This window comes from Pseudomonas sp. B2021 (genome assembly GCF_018135665.1).
Classification (GTDB): Bacteria; Pseudomonadota; Gammaproteobacteria; order Pseudomonadales; family Pseudomonadaceae; genus Aquipseudomonas; species Aquipseudomonas lactis.
In genome coordinates, this window is the sequence record NZ_SMOF01000001.1 from 589,153 (window position 1) to 609,850 (window position 20,698).

The 20,698-nt window shown below is 61.3% G+C and carries 15 protein-coding genes and 2 pseudogenes; 13 read left to right on the top strand and 4 right to left on the bottom strand.

The window, feature by feature from the left end; all coding sequences use genetic code 11:
- The first annotated feature begins 22 nt into the window (after positions 1 to 22).
- The 13 genes and pseudogenes from hutH to E1K68_RS02720 all read left to right on the top strand — a co-directional run bounded on the left by hutH (position 23) and on the right by E1K68_RS02720 (position 15,451).
- Positions 23 to 1,561, top strand: a complete 1,539-nt coding sequence (gene hutH / locus E1K68_RS02665; RefSeq protein ID WP_087149707.1) for a histidine ammonia-lyase — start codon at positions 23 to 25, stop codon at positions 1,559 to 1,561.
- Positions 1,562 to 1,725: 164 nt separating this feature from the next.
- On the top strand, positions 1,726 to 3,135 hold the full coding sequence (locus tag E1K68_RS02670) for an amino acid permease (RefSeq protein ID WP_003187846.1): 1,410 nt from the start codon (positions 1,726 to 1,728) through the stop codon (positions 3,133 to 3,135).
- Between the two features lie 15 nt (positions 3,136 to 3,150).
- Positions 3,151 to 4,356 (top strand): imidazolonepropionase, encoded by a 1,206-nt coding sequence (gene hutI, locus E1K68_RS02675; RefSeq protein ID WP_212613747.1) that lies wholly within the window; start codon positions 3,151 to 3,153, stop codon positions 4,354 to 4,356.
- A 12-nt stretch (positions 4,357 to 4,368) separates the two neighbouring features.
- Positions 4,369 to 5,169 (top strand): N-formylglutamate deformylase, encoded by an 801-nt coding sequence (hutG, locus tag E1K68_RS02680; protein WP_212613748.1) that lies wholly within the window; start codon positions 4,369 to 4,371, stop codon positions 5,167 to 5,169.
- Between the two features lie 274 nt (positions 5,170 to 5,443).
- Positions 5,444 to 5,554, top strand: a pseudogene (locus tag E1K68_RS27665) (alpha/beta hydrolase); the annotation flags it as partial.
- A gap of 103 nt (positions 5,555 to 5,657) precedes the next feature.
- Positions 5,658 to 6,629 (top strand): prolyl aminopeptidase, encoded by a 972-nt coding sequence (gene pip, locus E1K68_RS02685; protein WP_014716544.1) that lies wholly within the window; start codon positions 5,658 to 5,660, stop codon positions 6,627 to 6,629.
- Positions 6,626 to 7,063 (top strand): D-aminoacyl-tRNA deacylase, encoded by a 438-nt coding sequence (gene dtd, locus E1K68_RS02690; protein WP_003187854.1) that lies wholly within the window; start codon positions 6,626 to 6,628, stop codon positions 7,061 to 7,063. Before pip ends, dtd begins: the two co-directional genes overlap by 4 nt.
- A gap of 266 nt (positions 7,064 to 7,329) precedes the next feature.
- A complete protein-coding gene (locus E1K68_RS02695) occupies positions 7,330 to 9,066 on the top strand; it encodes a glucan biosynthesis protein G (protein ID WP_003187856.1) in 1,737 nt (578 codons plus the stop codon).
- Positions 9,059 to 11,637 (top strand): annotated as a pseudogene (gene mdoH / locus E1K68_RS02700) (glucans biosynthesis glucosyltransferase MdoH); the annotation flags it as partial. The gene E1K68_RS02695 and the pseudogene mdoH, both read left to right, overlap by 8 nt.
- A 179-nt stretch (positions 11,638 to 11,816) precedes the next feature.
- Entirely contained in the window at positions 11,817 to 12,617 is an 801-nt protein-coding gene (locus tag E1K68_RS02705) for a transporter substrate-binding domain-containing protein (RefSeq protein ID WP_212613749.1), read from the top strand.
- 219 nt (positions 12,618 to 12,836) lie between these two features.
- On the top strand, positions 12,837 to 13,634 hold the full coding sequence (locus E1K68_RS02710; RefSeq protein WP_032893985.1) for a transporter substrate-binding domain-containing protein: 798 nt from the start codon (positions 12,837 to 12,839) through the stop codon (positions 13,632 to 13,634).
- Positions 13,635 to 13,764: 130 nt separating this feature from the next.
- Complete coding sequence (locus E1K68_RS02715; protein ID WP_034134699.1) at positions 13,765 to 14,724, top strand: amino acid ABC transporter permease; 960 nt, start codon at positions 13,765 to 13,767, stop codon at positions 14,722 to 14,724.
- Positions 14,717 to 15,451: an amino acid ABC transporter ATP-binding protein gene (locus tag E1K68_RS02720; RefSeq protein ID WP_003187866.1), complete on the top strand. Its 735-nt coding sequence runs from the start codon at positions 14,717 to 14,719 to the stop codon at positions 15,449 to 15,451. The genes E1K68_RS02715 and E1K68_RS02720 overlap by 8 nt, the downstream gene beginning before the upstream one ends.
- A gap of 113 nt (positions 15,452 to 15,564) precedes the next feature.
- Here the strand turns inward: E1K68_RS02720 and E1K68_RS02725 are convergent, their stop codons facing one another.
- The 4 genes from E1K68_RS02725 to E1K68_RS27670 all read right to left on the bottom strand — a co-directional run.
- Positions 15,565 to 17,472: a methyl-accepting chemotaxis protein gene (locus E1K68_RS02725; RefSeq protein ID WP_212613750.1), complete on the bottom strand. Its 1,908-nt coding sequence runs from the start codon at positions 17,470 to 17,472 to the stop codon at positions 15,565 to 15,567.
- 135 nt (positions 17,473 to 17,607) lie between these two features.
- The gene (locus E1K68_RS02730; RefSeq protein WP_003187870.1) at positions 17,608 to 19,524 is read right to left on the bottom strand and encodes a methyl-accepting chemotaxis protein; all 1,917 of its coding nucleotides are present in this window, start codon (positions 19,522 to 19,524) and stop codon (positions 17,608 to 17,610) included.
- 232 nt (positions 19,525 to 19,756) lie between these two features.
- The gene (locus tag E1K68_RS02735) at positions 19,757 to 20,464 is read right to left on the bottom strand and encodes a 16S rRNA (uracil(1498)-N(3))-methyltransferase (RefSeq protein ID WP_003187872.1); all 708 of its coding nucleotides are present in this window, start codon (positions 20,462 to 20,464) and stop codon (positions 19,757 to 19,759) included.
- Positions 20,461 to 20,698, bottom strand: a 238-nt coding sequence (locus E1K68_RS27670; protein ID WP_236313350.1) for a twin-arginine translocase subunit TatC, incomplete at its 5' end; no start/stop codon positions are given. The genes E1K68_RS02735 and E1K68_RS27670, both read right to left, overlap by 4 nt.

Consider the following 20,698-nt stretch of genomic DNA (forward strand, 5'->3'; position numbering starts at 1 on the left):
CTAAGAACAATTCACAAGGAGTATGAATGTGACTGCGCTAAACCTGATTCCAGGCCAACTGAGCCTCGCCCAACTGCGTGCCATCTACCAGCAGCCAGTAACCCTCAGCCTGGATGACAGTGCCTCGGCCCAGATCGAAGCCAGCGTTGCCTGCGTGGAGCAGATTCTCGCCGAGAACCGCACCGCCTATGGCATCAACACCGGTTTTGGCTTGTTGGCCTCGACCCGCATCGCCAGCGAAGACCTGGAAAACCTCCAGCGTTCCCTGGTGCTGTCCCACGCCGCCGGCGTCGGTGAGCCGATCAGCGATGCGCTGGTGCGACTGGTCATGGTGCTCAAGGTCAACAGCCTGAGCCGTGGCTTCTCCGGGATTCGTCGCCAGGTGATCGACGCGCTGATCGCGCTGATTAATGCCGAGGTGTACCCGCACATTCCGCTCAAGGGTTCGGTCGGCGCCTCCGGTGACCTGGCGCCGCTGGCGCACATGTCCCTGGTACTGCTTGGCGAAGGCAAGGCGCGTTACAAGGGCGAATGGCTGGAAGCCACCGAGGCACTGAAAATCGCCGGCCTCACGCCGCTGACCCTGGCCGCCAAAGAGGGCCTGGCCCTGCTCAACGGCACCCAGGTGTCCACGGCCTACGCCCTGCGTGGCCTGTTCGAAGGCGAAGACCTGTTCGCCGGTGCCCTCGCGTGCGGCGGCCTCACCGTGGAAGCGGTACTGGGTTCGCGCTCGCCGTTCGATGCGCGTATTCATGCGGCACGTGGCCAACGTGGCCAGATCGACTCGGCAGCGGCCTATCGCGACCTGCTCGGTGAGAGCAGCCAGGTGTCCCAATCGCACCAGAACTGCGACAAGGTACAAGACCCGTACTCCCTGCGTTGCCAGCCACAGGTCATGGGCGCCTGCCTGACCCAATTGCGCCAGGCCGCCGAGGTGCTGGTGGTAGAAGCCAACGCAGTGTCGGATAACCCGCTGGTCTTTGCCGCCGAGGGTGACGTGATTTCCGGTGGCAACTTCCACGCCGAGCCGGTGGCCATGGCGGCCGACAACATGGCGCTGGCCATTGCCGAAATCGGCTCCCTGAGCGAGCGCCGTATCTCGTTGATGATGGACAAGCACATGTCGCAACTGCCGCCGTTTCTGGTGGGCAATGGCGGGGTGAACTCCGGTTTCATGATCGCCCAGGTGACCGCAGCCGCGCTCGCCAGCGAGAACAAGGCACTGGCCCATCCCCACAGCGTCGACAGCTTGCCGACCTCGGCCAACCAGGAAGACCACGTGTCCATGGCCCCGGCTGCGGGCAAGCGTCTGTGGGAAATGGCCGAGAACACCCGGGGCATCCTCGCGGTGGAATGGCTCGCGGCGTGCCAGGGCCTGGACCTGCGCGACGGCCTGAAGACCTCGCCCAAGCTGGAAAAAGCCCGTGGCATCCTGCGCGGCAAAGTGGCGTTCTATGACAAGGACCGTTTCTTCGCCCCCGACATCAACGCCGCCAGCGAACTGCTCGCCAGCCGCTGCCTGAATGAGCTGGTGCCGGCCAGGTTGCTGCCAAGCCTCTGACCGCGACTCGGTCTGTGCCTGATCATTCCCACGCTCCGCGTGGGAATGCATCCTGTGACGCTCTGCGTCACCGCTCTTAAAGCGGACGCGGAGCGTCCAGGTCGGAGTTCCCACGCCGAGCGTGGGAACGATCTTCTCCTCATAAGAATAATTAGGGACGAGAAATGCACCAGCCAGAAAAAGGTTTGAAACGCGGGCTCAACGCCCGACATATTCGCTTCATGGCCCTGGGTTCCGCGATCGGCACCGGGTTGTTCTATGGCTCTGCCTCCGCCATCCAGATGGCCGGCCCGGCTGTGCTGCTGGCCTACCTGATCGGCGGCGCTGCGGTCTTCATGGTGATGCGCGCCCTCGGCGAGATGGCTGTGCACAACCCGGTGTCCGGCTCCTTCGGTCAGTACGCCAGCACCTACCTGGGGCCGATGGCCGGGTTTATCCTCGGTTGGACCTACGCCTTTGAAATGATCATCGTCTGCCTCGCCGACGTCACCGCGTTCGGCATCTACATGGGCTTCTGGTTTCCCGAAGTGGCCCGTTGGGTCTGGGTGCTTGGCATCGTGTTTTTGATCGGCGGCCTGAACCTGTGCAACGTCAAAGTCTTTGGCGAGATGGAGTTCTGGCTGTCGCTGCTCAAGGTCGGCGCCATCGTGGCGATGATCCTCGGCGGTTTTGGCATCATGCTGTTCGGCATTCACTCGGCAGGCGAAACCCAGGCCAGCGGTCTGAGCAACCTGTGGGCTCACGGCGGCTTCATGCCTAACGGCATCGGCGGGTTAATTGCCTCGTTTGCGGTGGTGATGTTCGCCTTTGGCGGCATCGAAATCATCGGCATCACCGCCGGTGAAGCCAAGGACCCGCAACGCGTGATCCCCAAGGCGATCAACGCGGTGCCGCTGCGTATATTGCTGTTCTACGTGCTGACCCTGTTCGTGTTGATGGCGATCTACCCGTGGCCGCAGATCGGCAGCCAGGGCAGCCCGTTCGTGCAGATCTTCAGCAACCTGGGGATTGGCTCGGCGGCGACTATCCTTAACATCGTGGTGATCTCGGCGGCGGTGTCGGCGATCAACAGCGACATCTTCGGCGCCGGCCGCATGATGTACGGCCTGGCTCAACAAGGGCAGGCGCCCAAGGGCTTCGCGCAATTGTCCAAACAAGGCGTGCCGTGGATGACCGTTGTAGTCATGGGCGCGGCCTTGCTCGGCGGCGTGGTGCTCAACTACCTGATCCCGGAAAACGTATTCCTGCTGATCGCCTCGATTGCCACCTTCGCCACCGTGTGGGTCTGGCTGATGATCCTGTTTACCCAGGTCGCCATGCGCCGCTCCATGACCAAGGCGCAGGTCGCCGAACTGAAATTCCCGGTGCCGTTCTGGCCCTATGCGCCGGCAGCGGCCATTGTGTTCATGCTGTTTGTGTTTGGTGTACTCGGTTACTTCCCGGACACCCAGGCGGCGTTGATGGTGGGCGCCGTGTGGATCGTGCTGCTGATCATCGCCTACTGGCTGTGGGTCAAGCCTGCCGCCGGGCAAACGGCCAAGGTCGATTACGACCCGGTCTTGTCTCATCGATAACTTAGGGAGGCGTTGATGAAAACGCTTTGGCAACACTGCCACGTCGCAACCATGGCCAACGGTAAATACTCGATCATCGAGGATGCCGCCATGGTGACTGCCGGCTCGCTCATCGAGTGGGTCGGCCCCCGCAGCCAGGCGCCGACGGCGGATTACACCCAGGTGCATGACCTGCAAGGCGCGTGGGTCACCCCCGGGCTGATCGATTGCCACACCCATACGGTGTTTGGTGGCAACCGCAGCGGCGAATTCGAGCAGCGCCTTGAAGGCGTCAGCTACGCCGAGATCGCGGCCAAGGGCGGCGGCATTGCCAGCACCGTGCGCGCAACCCGTGCGGCGAGCGAAGATGAGCTGTTCTTGAGTGCCGAAAAGCGCCTGCGTAGTTTGCTGCGTGACGGCGTGACCACGGTGGAGATCAAGTCCGGCTACGGCCTGGACCTGGCCAGCGAACGCAAGATGTTGCGCGTGGCCCGGCGCCTGGGTGAAGCGCTGCCGGTCAGCGTGCGCGCCACGTGCCTGGCCGCCCACGCGTTGCCGCCGGAGTACAAAGACCGTGCCGACGACTACATTGAGCACATCTGCAAGGAGATGCTGCCGGCGCTGGCAGCAGAAGGGCTGGTGGATGCGGTGGATGCCTTCTGTGAATACTTGGCCTTTTCCCCCGAACAGGTCGAGCGCGTATTCAAGGTTGCCCAACAGCTTGGCTTGCCCGTGAAGCTGCACGCCGAGCAGCTCTCATCGCTGCACGGCTCCAGCCTGGCGGCGCGTTACCACGCGTTGTCGGCCGATCACCTGGAATTCATGACCGAAGAAGACGCTATCGCCATGGCCGCTGCCGGCACCGTCGCCGTGTTGCTGCCGGGCGCTTTTTACTTCCTGCGTGAAACCCAGTTGCCGCCCATGGACGCCCTGCGCAAGCACGGCGTGAAGATCGCCATCGCCAGCGACCTTAACCCCGGCACCTCGCCGGCGCTGTCGGTGCGGCTGATGCTGAACATGGCCTGCACCCTGTTTCGCATGACCCCGGAAGAAGCCCTGGCCGGCGCCACGCAACACGCGGCCACCGCTTTGGGCCTGGGCGATACCCATGGTTCGCTGGAAGTGGGCAAGGTCGCGGACTTTGTCGCCTGGCAGATCGACCGCCCCGCCGACCTGGCCTACTGGCTGGGTGGCGAACTGGATAAACGCGTCGTGCGCCACGGCGTCGACGTCACTGTTTGAGAGGATGCTGTTGTGGATAAGGTTCTGACGTTCAAACAAGGCCGCGTACCGCTGCTGATCAGCATGCCCCACGCCGGCCTGCGCCTCACCCCTGCGGTCCAGGACGGGTTGATCCCCGAGGCGCAAAGCCTGCCGGACACCGACTGGCATATCCCCCTGTTGTATGACTTTGCCCAAGAGCTGGGCGCCAGCACCCTGGCAGCGGAGTACTCGCGGTTTGTCATCGACCTGAACCGGCCTTCCGACAACACGCCGCTATATGCCGGCGCTACTACCGGCCTGTACCCAGAGACGCTGTTCGACGGCGTGCCGTTGTTCCGTGCAGGGCAAACGCCCTCCGACGAAGAGCGGGCCAGCTACTTGCAAAAAATCTGGGGGCCGTACCATCGCCAACTGCAAGAAGAACTGGCGCGCCTCAAGGCCGAATTCGGTTATGCGTTACTGTTCGACGCGCACTCGATCCGCTCGTTGATCCCGCACCTGTTTGACGGCAAATTGCCGGACTTCAATTTGGGTACTTTCAACGGCGCTGCGTGCGACCCGCAGCTGGCCAGCCAGCTGGAAGCCATCTGCGCTCAGCATCCGCAATACACCCATGTGCTGAATGGGCGCTTCAAGGGCGGCCATATCACCCGTCACTACGGCAACCCGGCGCAGGATATCCATGCGGTGCAGCTGGAGTTGTGTCAGAACACCTATATGGAGGAGTTCGAACCGTTCCGTTATCGCCCTGATCTGGCCGAGCCGACGCAGGTGGTGTTGAGGCAGTTGCTGGAAGGGCTGTTGACTTGGGGGCAGAAGCACTACCGGTAATTGTTGCTGCTGCTGCAATAGCTTTCGCGAGCAAGCCCGCTCCCACACTTGACCGCGCGCTATCATGAGAATGCGCTCCAAATGTGGGAGCTGGCTTGCCTGCGATAACGGTGGTTCAGCAACACTTTTATCAACTGACACACCGCCATCGCAGGCAAGCCAGCTCCCACACTGTCGCCAAGACCGAAGCTTCTACCCGCGATGACTCATCCCTGGCTGGCCTGCGCCAAACCTACAACCGCATGTGCTATCGCTCCGAAGCGCCTGATCCAGCAGAAGGCTGGCCCACGGTTGTTTGCGGGCTCGCGGCCAAGTGCCAGAGGTGGATCGGCTGTATGACTATCTGCTCGGTTATCTGAGGCGCGAACTGCTGACACAGGTCTAAGTGCTCAAGGACATGCTCATTGCACAATTCGGGTTTATGATGCCAGACGGCAAAATAATAGACGTCCCCCCAGGGATGAACCCGACACCCTACGGAGCACGCAATGCAGACTTGGTACCCGCAGATCAAACCCTACGCCCGGCACGATCTGGCTGTCGATGACACCCACACCCTGTATGTCGATGAAAGTGGCTCCCCCGAAGGCTTGCCTGTCGTGTTCATCCATGGCGGCCCCGGTTCCGGTTGCGACGCCCAGAGCCGCTGCTATTTCGACCCGAACCTCTACCATATTGTCACCTTCGACCAGCGTGGCTGCGGCCGCTCCACGCCAAGGGCGAGCCTGGAGAACAACACCACTTGGGACCTGGTCGCCGACCTTGAACGCATCCGCGAGCACCTGGGCATCGACAAGTGGGTGCTGTTCGGCGGCTCCTGGGGCTCGACCCTGGCCCTGGCCTACGCGCAAACCCATCCCGAGCGTGTGCTCGGCCTGATCGTGCGCGGCATCTTCCTCGCCCGGCCCCAGGATATTCGCTGGTTCTACCAGGAGGGCGCGAGCCGTCTATTCCCGGATTACTGGCAGGACTACGTGGCCCCGATCCCGGTGGAGGAGCGCCACGACATGATCGCCGCTTATCACAAGCGGCTGACCGGCAATGACCAGATCGCACAGATGCACGCGGCCAAAGCCTGGTCGGGCTGGGAAGGCCGCATGCTGGGCCTGTGCCCGAGCCCACAACATGTGGAGCGGTTTTCCGAGCCGCAGCGCGCCCTGTCCATCGCACGTATCGAGTGCCATTACTTCACCAACAACTCCTTCCTGGAACCCAACCAGCTGATTCGCGATATGCACAAGATCGCCCATCTGCCTGGCGTCATCATCCATGGCCGCTACGATATGATCTGCACGCTGGATAACGCCTGGGAGTTGCACCAGGCCTGGCCCAACAGCGAGTTGCAGGTGATCCGCGAGGCGGGGCATGCGGCATCCGAGCCGGGTATCACTGACGCGCTGGTACGCGCGACCGGCGAAATGGCCCGGCGCTTGCTCGACCTGCCGCCTGAAGAAGCATGAAGGGCCTGTTGCAGCGGGTGCGTGGCGCCCGGGTCGAGGTTGCGGGTGAGGTGGTAGGCTCAATCGACCAGGGTTTGCTGGTGCTGGTCGCCGTCGAGCCTTCAGATACGCCCGAAAGCGCCGACAAACTGCTGCACAAGCTGCTTAACTATCGGGTGTTCAGTGACGAGGAGGGCAAGATGAACCTCTCCCTCAAGGACATCGGCGGCGGTTTGCTGCTGGTGTCGCAGTTCACCTTGGCGGCGGATACCAAGAGCGGGCTGCGGCCCAGCTTCTCCACGGCGGCTCCACCGGCCCTGGGAGCGGCGCTTTTTGATCACTTGTTGTTACAAGCGCAACAATTGCATGGCAAGGTGGCGTCAGGGCGTTTTGGCGCTGATATGCAGGTGCACTTGGTCAATGATGGCCCTGTGACCTTCCTCTTACAGACATGAATGTATGAAAAGCGACGTTAATGCCTAAAAACGCAGGGTTTCGCTACAAATACTTCACTGTCCCTGATGCGTTGTCTCGCGGGCTACTAGATAATCGCGCGCTACGGGGATCAGCGTTGTTTGGTCCATTTTTGACTTAGGTAGAGCCTTGTCCGATGGCCTTTGGGGAATCATTTTGCCCTTGGGGAGTCGGAACATTGCTCGCCAACCTGGCATATAGATAGCTGGCCGTTGGTTTTTTGATCTGTTTTCGGCGAGGGTTGCTCGTGATTGTTAGTCCCTGTAATGCACCAAAATTGTCTGCCAAACGGTTACGAAACGCACTGGTGACGGGCTCTGCCCTGTTTTGCCTGTTCGGCGCGGGTCAACTGTGGGCGTTCAGTCTGGATGATGTGTCGGCCAAGGCGAAAGAGCTGGCCGGGCAGAAATACGAAGCTCCGCGCAGCAATTTGCCGAACGAATTCCGCGAAATGAAATTCGCTGACTACCAGAAGATTCGTTTCCGCAATGAAAAAGCCGAGTGGGCCGATCAGAACACCCCGTTCAAGCTGTCCTTCTATCACCAGGGGATGCATTTCGACACCCCGGTGAAAATCAACGAAGTCACCGCCGACAGCGTGCATGAAATCAAGTACGACCCGACGCGTTTCGATTTCGGCGATGTGAAATTTGATCCTAAAGCCACCGAACAGTTGGGTTACGCCGGTTTCCGTGTGCTTTTCCCGATCAACAAGGCCGACAAGCAAGACGAAATCATGACCATGCTCGGCGCCAGCTATTTCCGCGTCGTGGGCAAAGACCAGGTGTATGGCCTGTCTGCCCGTGGCATGGCGATCGACACTGCGTTGCCGTCTGGCGAAGAATTCCCGCGTTTCACCGAGTTCTGGATCGAGCGTCCAAAACCGGGTGACAAGCATCTGGTGATCTTTGCGCTGCTGGATTCGCCACGCGCCACTGGCGCCTACCGCCTGATCCTGCGCCCTGGCACCGATACCGTGGTGGACGTCAAATCCCAGATGTTCCTGCGTGACAAGGTCAGCAAACTGGGCGTTGCGCCGTTGACCTCGATGTTCCTGTTCGGCGCCAACCAGCCGTCCAAGGTCCTCAACTACCGTCGCGAGCTTCACGATTCCAGCGGCCTGTCAATCCACGCCGGCAATGGCGAGTGGATCTGGCGTCCACTGAACAACCCTAAACACCTATCGGTCAGCAACTTCAGCGTCGAGAACCCGCGTGGGTTCGGCCTGCTGCAGCGTGGTCGCAACTTCAGCCACTACGAAGACCTGGACGACAATTACGACAAGCGCCCGAGCGCCTGGATCGAACCTGAAGGCGATTGGGGCAAAGGCTCCGTCGACCTGGTCGAGATCCCGACTGCCGATGAGACCAACGACAACATCGTGGCCTTCTGGAGCCCGGCCGAACTGCCGGAAGTCGGCAAGCCGCTGGACGTGGCCTACCGCCTGCACTGGACATTGGACGACGCGGCCTTCCATTCGCCGGACAGTGCCTGGGTCAAGCAGACCCTGCGCTCCACCGGTGACGTGAAGCAATCCAACCTGATCCGTCAGCCCGATGGCAGCGTGGCCTACCTCGTGGACTTCGAGGGCCCGTCCCTGAAGAAACTGCTGCCGGACGCTCCGGTACGTAGCCAGGTGAGCGTGGGTGATAACGCCGAACTGGTTGAAAACAGCGTGCGTTACAACGAACACACCAAAGGCTGGCGCCTGACCCTGCGTATGAAGATCAAGGACGCAAGCAAGCCGACCGAAATGCGTGCGGCGCTGGTGCAAGATATCGTGCAGCCTGAGCCTGAGTCGGTTTCCAACCATGTGCTCAAGGCCGACAAAGTCTTGGCCAAGCAGCATGAGAAGCAGGCCAAGAAAGACGCCAAGGACAAGGAAGCCAAACAGCCTGAGGCTGCCCCAGCCACACCGGAGCCGATCAAGACCGAGCAAGTCCTGACCGAAACCTGGAGCTATCAGTTGCCTGCCGATGAGTAATTCTCAAGTCAAGCCAGAGACTCTGTCCGAGTACCTGGCGCATCTACCCATGACGGCTGAGCAGCGCGCCGAGCTGGCGGGCTGCAAGTCCTTCAGCGAGTTGCACGAACGTCTGTCGTCCAAGACCTTCGACGCACCGGCCGACGCTGCCCAAGCGTCGGTTGGCCGCCGCTTGACCCTCAACAGCGCCGAAGAGCTGCAAGACGCCGAGATGCTGGCGCTGGATGCCAGCGGTCGCGTGTGCCTGAAGGCCACGCCGCCGATTCGTCGGACCAAAGTGGTGCCCGAGCCTTGGCGCACCAACATCCTGGTGCGCGGTTGGCGCCGGATGACCGGTCGCACCAACCCGCCCAAGCCACCGAAAGACGAGCGGGTACTGCCGGCTGCGCGCTGGCGTACCGTGGGCTCGATCCGTCGTTACATCCTGTTGGTGCTGATGCTGGGCCAGACCATCGTGGCCGGCTGGTACATGAAAGGCATCATGCCGTACCAGGGCTGGTCGCTGGTCGACTTCGACGAAATTCGCAACCAGACCCTGCTGCAAACCGCTACCCAGGTACTGCCTTACGCACTGCAAACCAGCATCCTGATCATGTTCGGGATTCTGTTCTGCTGGGTGTCGGCTGGTTTCTGGACTGCGCTCATGGGCTTCCTGGAACTGCTGACTGGTCACGATAAATACCGTATCTCCGGTAAAAGTGCCGGTGACGAGCCGATTCCCAAGGATGCGCGCACCGCCCTGGTGATGCCGATCTGTAACGAAGACGTGCCGCGTGTATTCGCCGGTTTGCGTGCAACGTTCGAATCGGTGGCCGCGACCGGTGACCTGGATCGCTTCGATTTCTTCGTGCTCAGCGACAGTAACGACGCCGACATCTGCATCGCCGAACAGCAAGCCTGGCTCGACGTATGCCGCGAAGCCGGTGGTTTCGGCAAGATCTTCTATCGCCGTCGCCGCCGCCGCGTTAAGCGCAAGAGCGGCAACCTCGACGACTTCTGCCGTCGTTGGGGCGGTGACTACAAGTACATGGTCGTTCTTGACGCTGACTCTGTGATGAGCGGCGAGTGCCTGACCAGCCTGGTGCGCCTGATGGAAGCCACGCCGGATGCCGGGATTATCCAGACCGCGCCGCGTGCGTCGGGCATGGACACCCTGTATGCGCGCATGCAGCAGTTCGCTACCCGCGTATACGGCCCACTGTTTACCGCCGGCCTGCACTTCTGGCAGTTGGGTGAATCCCACTACTGGGGTCACAACGCTATTATCCGTATGAAGCCGTTTATCGAGCACTGCGCCCTGGCGCCGTTGCCCGGTAAAGGCGCGTTTGCCGGTGCGATTCTTTCCCACGACTTCGTTGAAGCCGCGCTGATGCGCCGTGCCGGCTGGGGCGTGTGGATTGCCTACGACCTGCCGGGCAGCTACGAAGAACTGCCGCCGAACCTGCTGGATGAACTCAAGCGTGACCGTCGCTGGTGCCACGGTAACCTGATGAACTTCCGCCTGTTCCTGGTTAAAGGCATGCACCCGGTGCACCGTGCGGTGTTCCTCACCGGCGTGATGTCTTACCTTTCGGCGCCGTTGTGGTTCTTCTTCCTGGTGCTGTCCACGGCCTTGCTGGCGGTGAACACGCTGATGGAACCGCAGTACTTCATGGCTCCGCGCCAGTTGTACCCGCTGTGGCCACAATGGCACCCGGACAAGGCGGTGGCGCTTTTCTCCACCACCATCGTGCTGTTGTTCCTGCCTAAACTGCTCAGCATCATCTTGATCTGGGCCAAGGGCGCCAAAGAGTTCGGTGGCAAGTTCAAGGTGACCCTGTCGATGCTGCTGGAGATGTTGTTCTCCATGCTGCTGGCGCCGGTGCGGATGATCTTCCACACCCGTTTCGTGCTCGCCGCGTTCCTCGGCTGGGCCGCTACCTGGAACTCGCCGCAACGTGATGACGACTCCACACCTTGGAGCGAGGCGGTCAAGCGCCACGGTCCGCAAACCGTGCTGGGCTTTTTGTGGGCGCTGCTGGTGGTGTGGCTGAACCCAAGCTTCCTGTGGTGGCTGGTGCCTATCGTCGGTTCGCTGATGCTGTCGATCCCGGTGTCGGTGATTTCCAGCCGCGTCAAGTTGGGCCTCAAGTCCCGCGACGAGAGCCTGTTCCTGATTCCTGAGGAATACAATCCGCCGCAAGCCCTGCTGTCGACCGAGAAGTACACCCACGAAAACCGTTGGCACGCCCTCAATGACGGCTTTGTGCGTTCGGTGGTCGACCCGCAGCAGAACGCCCTGGCCTGCGCCTTGGCGACCTCGCGGCACCGTGAGGCCGAGCCCATCGAGTACCTGCGCATGGAGCGGGTTCGCCACGCGTTGAAAGTCGGCCCGGCCGGCCTCAACAACAGCGAACGCCTGGCCTTGCTCAGCGACCCGGTGGCCCTGGCTCGCCTGCATGAGCAGGTGTGGAGCGAAGGCCATGCCGAGTGGCTCGGCGCTTGGCGTGCCTCGATCAAGGCTGATCCGCACGCGCCATTGCTGCCCCTGCAACCACAGTCGCCCCAGGCCCAACCGGCCTGATTCAGGCACCCCCGAAGGCTCACTTCGGGGGTGTTTCAAACGTTGGTCCTACAGCGTTTTTAGCCCCTTCCTTTTTATTCCTAACTCCTTGTTATTTCGAAACAAAAGACCTTTGTTCGAAGCGTATTGCCGTGCCTGCGGCTGGGTTAGGATCGCCCCCCACATTGGACTCGCCACGGGGGCATTCATGATCAAAAGGTATTGTTTTGCATTGCTGATGGGCTTTTTCCTGGGGGGACATGCAGGCCTGCTTTACGCGGGCGCGCTGGACAACGCTGTGCGCCGTGGCGTACTTAAAGTCGGCACCACCCCCAATAACGTGCCGTTCGAAATGCTCGATAAGCAGGGACGCATCGTCGGCTTTGAAATTGACTTGCTCCACGCCATGAGCCGCGCGCTGGGCGTAGAACTTGAATTGGTAGCGGTGCCCTACACAGACTTACTGCCAGGGCTATTGGCGAACAAGTTTGATCTGATTGGCAGCGGCATGACGGTCACTCAAGAGCGCAACCTCAAGCTCAACTTCAGTGACTCGTTTATCGTGGTGGGCCAGACAGTGTTGCTGCATCCGCGCCTGGGCGGGCTGGTCGCCAGTATTGAAGAACTGGACGACGCCAGTTACCGCGTTGTTGCTACCCAAGGCACCACCGGCGAAGCCGCGGCACAGCGCTTTCTCGTATCTGCGCGGCTCAGCAGTGTGGCCAACCCGGAAGAAGGCGTGCGGCAGGTTTTAGAAGGCAAGGCCGATGCTTTTATCCATGATGCCCCCTACAACCTGATCGCAATGACTCGGCCGCAGAACAGCGCGTTGTTGGCGCTGGAACAACCCTTCACCTTTGAGCCCTTGGCGTTTGGCCTGAAAAAAGGTGATTACGACAGCCTCAATTGGATCAACCACTTCCTCAACCAGATCGCCCAGGACGGCACCTACGATCGCCTGCATGACAAGTGGTTAAGGGACACGGCCTGGATCGCCGAGATCGACTGATCGTCATAACTGCTTACACATCAACCCCTGATCGAGAGGCCGCGCTGAAGCGTCTGCGCCTGCGCTTCTCCGGGCCGCTGTCAGTGTTTTCCGACACACACCGATAACATTTACCGGTGAAACCTTTGTGGCGGACAACGAGTGGGTTAGGATCGCTCCCCGAAATGGCGCAGCCCTCTCGTGCGCCCACTTTATAAGAATCGTTCAGGGGTCTTGATGATGAAAAAGTATCTTTCGATGCTGATGCTTGGCGTCACCGCGCTGGTCGCTGCCACCGTGGCACAGGCCGGCGCCATTGATGAGGCGGTCAAGCGCGGCACGTTGAAAGTCGGCATGGACCCTACCTACATGCCGTTCGAGATGACCGACAAGCGCGGTGAAATCATCGGTTTCGAAGTCGACATCCTCAAGGCCATGGCCAAGTCCATGGGCGTCAAGCTGGAGCTGGTGTCCACCGGCTACGACGGCATCATCCCGGCCTTCCTGACCGGCAAGTTCGACATGATTGGCAGCGGCATGACCCTGACCCAGGAACGCAACCTGCGCCTGAACTTCAGCGAACCCTTCATCGTGGTCGGCCAGACGCTGCTGATCCGCAAGGAGCTGGAAGGCACCATCAAGTCCTACAAAGACCTGAACGACGAGAAATATCGCCTGACCTCCAAGCTCGGCACCACCGGTGAAATGGTTGCCAAAAAGCTGATCTCCAAAGCCAAGTACCACGGCTACGACAACGAGCAGGAAGGCGTGCTCGACGTGGTCAACGGCAAGGCTGACGCCTTCGTCTACGACGCGCCGTACAACGTGGTGGCCGAGAAAAAAGTCGGTAACGGCAAGCTGGTGTTCCTGGACGAACCCTTCACCTTTGAACCCCTGGCGTTCGGTTTGAAGAAAGGCGATTACGACAGCATCAACTTCATCAACAACTTCCTGCACCAGATCCGTAACGACGGCACCTACGATCGCATCCATGACAAGTGGTTCAAGAGCTCCGAGTGGCTCAAGGACATGGAATAAGGCCTGACACCGAGTTGCCTGTATCGCAGGCAAGTCAGCTCCCACATTTGACTGTATTCACACATCAACCTGTGGGAGCGGGCTTGCCCGCGATGGCGGCCTATCAGGCGACACCTATGCGGAAAGTGAAATGAAACAGAAAAAAGCCCAATGGCCCTGGCACCTGCTGACGGTGGTCGTGCTGGTCGGCCTGGCGGGTGCCTTGTATTACGCCACCTCGTTGATGTCCTACGAGTGGCGCTGGAACCGCGTCCCACAGTACTTCGCCTATCAAGCCGAGACCTCCCAGCGCGCCGCGGATATTTCCACCGTGGTCGAACTGGTGCGCAACGGCGATACGGCCGAAGTCACCCTGCGCAACGACGCCGGGGTCGAGCAAAAGCTCACGGTTGCCGATAACAGCCTGCAAGTGGCACGCGGCGACGATGTGGCTGAAGGCGATGTGGTCGGCGTGACCCGGCAATGGGCACTGGGGCCGTTGATGTGGGGCTTGTGGACCACATTGTGGCTGTCGGTAGTGTCCGGCATCCTGGGCTTGGCGATTGGCTTGGCGACCGGGCTGTGCCGGCTGTCGAAAAACCCCACCTTGCGCGACCTGTCGACGATCTACGTCGAGCTGGTGCGCGGTACGCCGCTGCTGGTGCAGATCTTCATTTTCTATTTCTTTATCGGCACGGTGCTCAACCTGTCCCGGGAGTTCGCCGGGATCGCCGCGCTGTCGTTGTTCACCGGTGCCTACGTGGCAGAAATCGTGCGCGCCGGCGTGCAGTCCATCACCCGAGGCCAGGACGAAGCTGCACGCTCCCTGGGCTTGAGCGCCAGCCAGTCGATGCGCCATGTGGTATTGCCGCAGGCGTTCAAGCGCGTGTTGCCACCACTGGCCGGGCAATTTATCAGCCTGGTCAAGGACACGTCCCTGGTGTCGGTGATCGCGATTACCGAGTTGCTCAAGAGCGGCCGCGAGGTGATCACCACCTCGTTCTCGCCATTTGAAATCCTGTTCTGTGTGGCGGGCTTGTACCTGCTGATCAACCTGCCGCTGTCGAAGATGGCCAGCCGGCTTGAGCGGAGGCTCGCCCAAAGTGATTGAAGTGCGCGATCTGGTAAAAGTCTTCGATACCCGTGGGCAAGTGGTGCGCGCGGTGGATCATGTCACCACTCAAGTGGCCAAGGGCGAGGTGCTGGTGGTGATCGGCCCCTCGGGCTCCGGCAAGTCCACCTTCCTGCGCTGCCTTAATGGGTTGGAGGAATTCGATTCGGGTTCGGTGAGCATCGACGGCCTGCAACTGGCCGACCCGAAGACCGACGTGAATGCCTACCGCCGAGAAGTGGGCATGGTGTTCCAGCACTTCAACCTGTTCCCCCACATGACCGTGCTGGAAAACCTGTGCCTGGCGCAAAAGGTCGTGCGCAAGCGCGGCAAGCCAGAGCGCGAGGCCAAGGCCCTGGCGCTGTTGGAAAAGGTCGGCATCGCGCAGAAGGCCCACGAGTTTCCATCGCGCCTGTCTGGCGGCCAGCAGCAGCGCGTCGCCATTGCCCGGGCCCTGGCGATGGAGCCCAAGGTGATGCTGTTTGACGAGCCCACCTCGGCCCTCGACCCGGAAATGGTCGGTGAAGTGCTGGACGTGATGAAGACCTTGGCCCTGGAAGGCATGACCATGGTGTGCGTCACCCACGAGATGGGCTTTGCCCGGGAAGTGGCAGACCGGGTGTTGTTTTTCGACCACGGCAAACTGCTGGAAGACGCCGCCCCGGTCGAATTCTTCAATGCGCCAAAAGACCCCCGCGCCCAAGCCTTCCTGCGCCAGGTCCTATGACTGTAGGAGCGAGCTTGCTCGCGAAAAACGTCAACGATAACGCCACGCACCCTGAATGAACGCGGCGGCCTTGGGTTTTTCGCGAGCAAGCTCGCTCCTACAGGGGTGGTGTTTCAGAGCTTGAATTTGGCGACCAGCGTCTGCAAATCCAGGCTCAACCGCGTCAACTGAACACTCGCCGCCGCTGTTTCCTCGCTGGCGGCGGCGGTCTGTTCCGACACGTCCCGCACCTTCAACACACTGCGATTGATCTCCTCGGCCACCGCGCTTTGCTGTTCCGCCGCGGCGGCGATCTGCGGGTTCATTTCCTGGATAACCGAGACCGTGCGGGCAATGGCGATCAGGGCGTCGCCGGCGTCGCGGGTCAGGGCGACGCTGTTGTCGGTCAGGTTGCGGCTGCTGTCCATGATGTCCGCCACCTGTTGGGTGCCGTTATGCAGGCCGAGGATCAGCCCTTCGATCTCCTCCGCCGATTCCTGGGTGCGTTGGGCCAGGCTGCGCACTTCGTCGGCGACCACCGCAAACCCTTGGCCGGCAGTGCCCGCGCGCGCCGCTTCGATGGCGGCGTTCAGGGCCAGCAGGTTGGTCTGCTGAGACACGGATTTGATCACGTCCAGCACACTGGCAATCTTCTGGCTCTCCTGTTGCAGCGCGAGCATCGCACGGCCCGACAGCGCCATTTCACTGGCCAGGTTGCCAATCTGCTCCACGGCCTGGGTGACCACCTGCTCACCAGCGCCGGCCTGCTGGTCGGCTTCATTGGCTGCCACCGAGGCGCGTTCGGCGTGGCGCCCCACTTCCTGGGCAGTGGCGAGCATTTCATTCATTGCCGTCGCCACTTGGTCGGTTTCATCTTTCTGCTCGTTGAGCCCGTTGCGGGTCTGCTCGGTGACCGTGGATAACTGCGTGGCCGCGCCGGCGATCTGCCGGGCGCTGTCACCAATACTGCTGATCAGGCTACGCAGGTTGCGGGTCATTTGCCCGATGCTTTGCTGCAACTGGCCGAGTTCGTCGCGACGGTCTACTGGCATGTCATGGCTAAGGTCGCCCTCGGCAACACGGTGGGCAGCGCTGAGGATTTCCCGCAGTGGCACCGCAATCTGCCGGGCAATCCACCAGGCGGCCAGCGCGCCGAGTGCCAGGGCCGCCACCGTCACACTGATCAGCAATGTACGGGTGTGGTCCGCCTCGTCGTTACGCTTGGCGTTCTGGCTCTGGCTCAACAGGTTACTGCTTTCACGCAGGTTATTGAGTTGCTGTTCGAAGCGGTTTTGCACGGTTTCCACGTTGAGCTGGGCTTCCTTGAGCTTGGTCAGTTGCTCTCGATAATTGGCCAGGTCGGTCTTGAGCAGTGCCGAGTCGACTGGCAGCGCTGTGACTGCCGCTTGCGCGATCTCCAGGGCGTCAAGCGCCTTGCCGAGGGTCTCTGCATAAGTTGCCAGCGATTGCGCGGCCCAGGCGGGGCTCTGGGCTCGATCTTCGGCCAGCTCCATGGCTTGACGCAGTTGCTCGATGGCGTCCAGAGCCTTTTCGTCGTTCTGGTCAGGCAAGTCACTGGCAAATTGGGCGAGGGTATCGCTGGCTTGCAGGGCAATTTTCTTCAGGTCCGGGCGCAGGCGCTCGCGCTGCTCGACCAAGGGCGGAAGTTGCGCCAGAGCTGCCTTGAAGCCGTTGGCGAGGCTCATGGCGTCCTCGAGTCGCTGCACGTCAGTCGGGTCTTTCAGGCGGTTTGAAAGGGCGGCCAGGTGCTGGTCGATCCGTTCAATCTTCGCGGCCATTTTGCCCAGGCTATCGCTGTCTGTGAGGGTGCGGTACACGATGCGGTCGGCGCGCATGGCCTCGGCATCCACCGCCAGTTGCCCCAGGGTCGTCAGACTGTCGGATCGGTAAAGCACGGCGTTCAAGGCTTGCCAGCCCGTAGCGGCAATCAGGAAGCTGAGGATCAGCACTTGGCCAAACCCCAGGGCGAGTTTGAGGCGGACGCTGGCATTGACCAGCACGCGGGTCAGCCGAGAAAACATGGTGAACCTCCGAATCAGAGAAAGCGTTTCGCGACACCTGCAACGCTAATTCGATTCGGGCCTGTGGAGGGCTGATAACTGCGTAGGAAATTTCACAAGATGCGGCGGCTTTGGTAAGCCGCCGCGTAGGGTAATTCAGACTCGGAAGCGCCCGACCAGGGTCTGCAGGTAGATCCCCAGGCGCGCCAGTTCGGCACTGGAGGACGCAGTTTCTTCGCTGGCCGACGAGGTTTGCTCGGAGATGTCGCGCACATTCAACACGCTGCGGTTGATCTCTTCAGCCACGGCGCTTTGCTGCTCGGCGGCGGTGGCAATCTGCGAGTTCATCGCCTGGATGGTCGAGACGGTGCGGGTGATATTGCCCAGCGCGTGGCCGGCGCGGCGCGTCAGCTCAACACTGCTCTCGGTCAGCCCGCGGCTGTTGTCCATGATGGTTGCCACCTGCTGGGTACCGCTTTGCAGGCCGACGATCAGCTCTTCGATCTCTTCGGTGGACTTCTGCGTGCGCTGGGCCAGGCTGCGTACTTCATCGGCCACCACGGCAAAGCCACGCCCGGCTTCACCGGCACGCGCCGCCTCGATGGCGGCGTTAAGGGCCAGCAGGTTGGTCTGTTGGGCCACGGATTTGATCACGTCGAGCACACTGCCGATCTTGTCGCTTTCGCGCTTGAGTTCACCCATGGCCACCGTGGAATTACCCACTTCGGTGGCCAGGCGCTCGATCTGGGCGATGGCTTCCCCCACCACCTGGTCGCCTTCACGGGCTTGCTGGTCGGCAGCCACGGCGGCTTCCGAGGCCTCTTCGGCGTTGCGCGCCACTTCCTGCACGGTGGCGGCCATTTCGTTCATGGCGGTGGCCACCTGGTCGGTCTCGACCTTTTGGCTGTTGACCCCGGCGCTGGTTTGTTCGGTCACGGCTGATAACTGCTCGGCGGCGCTGGCGATCTGGGTGACGCCGTCGCTGATCCCGCCGATCAACTCACGCAGGCCCACGGTCATGCTTTGCATGGCGCGCTGCAATTGGCCCAGTTCGTCCTGGCGACCCGATTCCAGGTTGTGGCTCAGGTCGCCGGAGGCTACGCGCTCGGCGACTTTGAGGGTCTGGTTCAGCGGGATGACGATCTGGCGGGTAATGGCCCAGGCCGCGAAGATGCCGACGATCAGCGCCAGCACGGTGGCAAGCAGCAACAAGTATTTGGCTTGCGCGGCATCTGCGTCACGCACGGCGGTCTGGGAGACGGTGAGCTTTTCGCTGTGGCCCAGCAGGATGTCGCCTTGGGCGATCATGGTCTTCAGCGCAGCCGCGCTGGCGATCTGGGAATCGCGATACTGGCTGACAGCGGCGCGGTAGGCTTGCAGTGATGCCCCGGCTTCTTGCAGATTGGCCTGGTATTGCGCAGGCAACTGGCCTTGCAGCTCGGTGATTTTCTTCAGGGCGTTGTCGATGGCATCCAGGGCCGGTTGCTCGGCTTCGACCTTGCCGCTGTAGGTGTAGCCGCGTACCTGAAAGCGCGATTGCTGGATCAGCTTGCTCTGCTCGACCACGCTGTTGAACTGGGCAACGCTGTCACCTTGCAGCAGGGCTTTTTCGATTTCGTTGATCTTGGCGACGGCATTGTCGGCAGTGTCGCCGAGTTTGCTGCGCGCGCCCTCACGCTTGAGACCCGCCTGGACCATGGCGGCGAAGGCCTTTTTGTATTGGTTCAAGGCTTCCTGCTGTTGCTCGACCAGGGCTTTGTCGTCAGGTTGCTCGATCAGCTCGGACGCGGTCTTCAGGCCGCTGTCGAGGTGGGCGAGCAGGCCGTCGACCTTGTCCGTGCCTTGCTCGCCACGGCGCATGTCGAAGTCCAGACGTGCCAGGCGCAGGTCTTTGGTCAGGCCATTGAGGCTGGAAATGAATCCCAGCTTGTCGCCGCGGCTGATCACATCCCCCAGGCCGGTCCAGCCGGTAAAGGTGATCAACAGCGTCAGGAGCAACACCAGGCCAAAGCCCACACTCAGCTTGCGGTTGACGCTTACATTCCCCAACTTCTCGGCTAACCAACGATACATGCTGCGAACTCCCCTGGAACAAGGCTTGGACTTATTCAAAGGCTATCGGCAACGCACGGGGATACTTGATCGTTCCCACGCTCTGGTGATCGTTCCCACGCTCTGCGTGGGAATGAATGGCGTGACGCTCTGCGTCACAAGGGCGGACGCAGAGCGTCCTGAGCGGCATTCCCACGCAGAGCGTGGGAACGATCACCCGATCACTAGAGCGTGGGAACGATCAGTCGGGGGGTTAGAACAGGCGGGCGAGCAGGGCCGTTACGGCGGTTTCGACGCGCAAAATACGCGCACCCAACTGCACCGGCTGCAAACCGGCCTTGGTCAGCAGGTCCACTTCATAGGGAATCCAGCCGCCTTCCGGGCCGATCGCCAGGGTTACCGGTTCTTCCAGGGCTCGAGGGCAGGCCGGGTAATCGCCCGGATGGCCGATCAGGCCCAGAGTGCCAGTCGCCATGGCCGGCAGCCGGTCTTCGACAAATGGCTTGAAGCGTTTCTCGATAATGATCTCGGGCAGCAGCGTGTCCCGCGCTTGCTCCAGGCCGAGGATCAGTTGCTCGCGCACCGCTTCAGGCTCCAGGAACGGGGTTTGCCAGAAGCTTTTTTCCACCCGGTAACTGTTGACCAATACCACCTTGGGCACGCCCATGGCCGCCACTGTTTGCAGCACCCGGCGTAGCATCTTCGGGCGGGGCAGGGCCAGCAGCAAGGTCAGGGGCAGTTTGCTCGGCGGCGGTTGGTCGAAGCTCACTTGCAGTTCGGCTTCGGCGGCTTCCAGGCGCAGCAATTGGGCATTGCCCATCAGCCCGCCAATGCGGCCCACGCGCAGGGTGTCGCCGACGGCGGCGCGGTGAACCTCCTGCATATGCACCAGGCGCCGATCACGCAGCACGACGCGGTCGGCCGCGATAAAGTCGGCCTCTTCGAGCAGCAGCAGGTTCACGGCTGGGTCGCTGGCGGCTGGTCGTCGTCGACAGGCGCGTCATCCGGGTGTTCGCCACGCTTGCTGATCAAGCCGCTGAACAGGATGCCCACTTCGAACAGCATCCACATCGGCACGGCCAGCAAGGTCTGGGAGAATATGTCCGGCGGCGTGAGGATCATGCCGACCACGAAGCAGCCGATGATCACGTACGGGCGGATCTTCTTCAGGTACTTGACGTCGACCACGCCGATC